This window comes from Lapillicoccus sp., from assembly GCF_025353065.1.
GTDB lineage: Bacteria > Actinomycetota > Actinomycetes > Actinomycetales > Dermatophilaceae > Lapillicoccus.
In genome coordinates, this window is record NZ_JANXRJ010000080.1 from 1 (window position 1) to 2,849 (window position 2,849).

Sequence of the window (2,849 nt, forward strand, 5' to 3'; positions counted from 1 at the left end):
CACTATCGAGCGGTCAAAAGTGGTCAATCCCGTGGGAAAAAAGACAATCCCGGCAATGTGCCGCGGGATGGTTCTATCGGGTCGGGTCGGGATCCACGTCGTCGGCGATCGGATCCTGGTTGAACTCGATCCCATCGATCCGGTCGATGAACACACCGATCTCAGCGATCGGGTCGTAACTGCCGGCGGCCGCGTACGCGTCGGACAGGTACGCCTCGAGCGCCTCCTGCGCCGCTCGAGGGTCTCCTGCGCCGAGGGCGTCGGTGATCGCGGCCATCGCCTCGGTGATCTCAAATCCCAGAGGGTTCATCCCGCCGGTGCCGATGTTGCGGCTGGGGTAGTTGTACTGCTGCCTGGTCGAGGCGTTGATCCGGATCGCACCGTTGACCCGGATGTACACCGGCGCCAGCGGCCGGCCGGTGGCGGGATCGACGGCCAGACCGCGGGCTCGCATCCTCACCGCGGCGTCCGCCCGACCCAACAGTTGCCTGGCGTCTCGACGGGGTTGGGCGATCTGGCCGCTGGCCCACCTCTCGACGGTGCGGACGCTCCGACCGGTCAGCTCAGCGACCCGCCGGGTACCGCCCAGCTCCTGGATTAACGCGCGGTTCCGCGCGGCGGTCCCCGCCCGCGCGAGCGTCGCCCGGAATTGTTCCGGTACTTGACCGATGTCGCCGGACACATAGCGCTGCACCTGCCGCTGGGACCGGCCGACCAGCCGGGCGGCGGCCCGGGTGCCACCGACGTCTCGAACGAGGTTCCGGACGCTGGCCGGGATCCGCGGGGCGGCCAGGGCGTTGTTGATGTCGGCGGCGGCTTGTCGGCGGTTGGGGGGAGCGGTGGTCGGTCGGAACTGCGCCATCACTGAGAGCCGCTACCAGTGGAGCCGCTGACATCCATGTGCTCCAACTGTTTGTCCAACCCGGATCCGCCGGCAGCCAGCTGCTTGCGCAGGACATCGGTCAGCAGCACCGTGCCGGATGGCTTCAGCGCTCCTAGCCGGCCGTTGTCTACGGCGGGCGGATTGATCCGCGGATCTACGGCGGTGTCCAGATAGCCGAGCTCGTCATGGTCGATGCCGATCGGTAGCCGGCCAGTGGCCAGATGGTGGCGCTGGATTGATCGCCACAAACTGGCTCTGGCCAGGGCCCGGATTGTTGCTTCCCACACGGGTTGGTGATGCCATGGGCGGGCCCCGCCAGCGGTGTAGCGCGAGGCCATTCGACCGATGTAACCGGTGTAGAGGCCCTTGACGGCGTCGGCGACGGCGTCGTCGTTGTCGGCGCGGGCTGCCAGTAGCGCGTCTCGGCACCGGGTGTACCAAGGCTCCAGGAACCGAGCCTGATCGGGCCACACCCATACCTCGGCTAGGCCGAGTTCGGCGATGTCGTATCCGGCGCCGCCGGCATCTTCGTCGTCGATCAGCAGCACCAGGGTGGCGGTGGTGATCCACCGCAGGACCGGGTCGGTGGTCCGCTGCTCTGGATGAGGTGGCGGCGTCGGCTGATCCCAGGGCGGCAGGGTGACCAGCCAGAGCCCAAACGGCATCTTTCGCTTACGGTCGGCCCGGCATGCCGTCACCGCGGCCAGCGCTGATTCGGTCGACAGGTGCGTCGGGTCGCCGTAGCCCAGATCGGCCCCACCTGCGGTGGCCAGGTAGCTGCCGCGCTTGTCGTATTTCTGGATAACTGCGGCTTGGGCCAGTTCGGCCTTGGACATCAGGCGTCGCCAGGAGAATTCACCTTCCAACCGAACCTGGGTGGTTGCGGTCAGCTCCGGGATGCCGCCGGCCGTGGACAGAACCCGGCCGTTGTTCCGCGCGCGGTTGCGCTGCACCTGGTCGAAGATTGCTTCACCTGTCGCGCCAGGACTGGTGGACCAGGGGGTGCCCAACAGCTCAGCCAGCCGGCTCAATCGGCGGGCCAGTTCCTGCCAGCAGGCGTGCGGGTCAAGGTCAGCGTCGGGCAAACCCATGAACGGAGACCGTGAGTCGACCCGTCGGTCCCAGACCCACGCGAACGGCTCGAGCACCAGCCGGAACGCCCGTCCGTCCTTCCGGATCCGGGTCCACGGGCCGAGCTTGTCCCCGTCCGCAGTCCACCCATCGGGGTTGGACAGAAATGCGGTTTGCTGGGCGAGGTGGGTTCCGATGCGCTTGGCCACGTCGTCCTCGGCCGCGGGTTCTCCGCTATCCAGTGCGACGGTCAACGTGGCCTCGTCGGGCATCAAGCCGAGGCGCTGGACCATTGCGCTGGTCAGCACGAGCAGACCGGCCCCGGCTTGGTGGCCGATCCGGAACTTCTCGCCGACGGCGGCGATGTCCGCCATGGTGTGGAGCTCATCCACCGACGCGATGGTGCCGTCCGGCAGGTACACCCCGGCTGGGTCGATGACGGCGACCGAATAGGCCCATTCGGTCTTGGCCCGCCGACCCCTGACCGGCCCCGAGGACGGCTGGGTCACCGTTGTCGACGGGCGTTGCGTGACTGCGCTCGAGACAGGCACCGCGTCGACCGGAGCGGCCGGTGCCGCCGCCGGATCCGGGTCGATCGCGGCTGTCGGGGCCGCAGCGCCCGGTGTGGAGATGTCGCATCCCGGATGCAGCGGCCGATCACCGAACCGTGAGGTCGTGAGGGCGCCGCAGCCCAGGCACGGCTCGGCGTCGGCCCGGTCGGGAACGGTGGCCAGACGTTTCCAGCAGATCAGGGGCATCCGTGCCGCAGGTGCGCTGGAGCCGTTGACGCGGACGAACAGCGACGTGGACTCCCCGCAGCCCAGGCAGGGCCCGACCGGGCCGGTGTCGAACTGGACGTCGTCGGTGATCTGCGGCATGTCATCGCCAGGGTAGG

At 68.5% G+C, this 2,849-nt stretch carries 2 protein-coding genes; both read right to left on the bottom strand.

The genetic code is table 11. From position 1 onward, the window contains the following. Positions 1 to 73: 73 nt before the first annotated feature. Positions 74 to 682, bottom strand: a complete 609-nt coding sequence (locus Q0R63_RS06870) for a hypothetical protein (RefSeq protein WP_295695643.1) — start codon at positions 680 to 682, stop codon at positions 74 to 76. A gap of 179 nt (positions 683 to 861) precedes the next feature. After that, positions 862 to 2,849, bottom strand: a 1,988-nt coding sequence (locus tag Q0R63_RS06875) for a hypothetical protein (RefSeq protein ID WP_295695645.1), incomplete at its 5' end; no start/stop codon positions are given.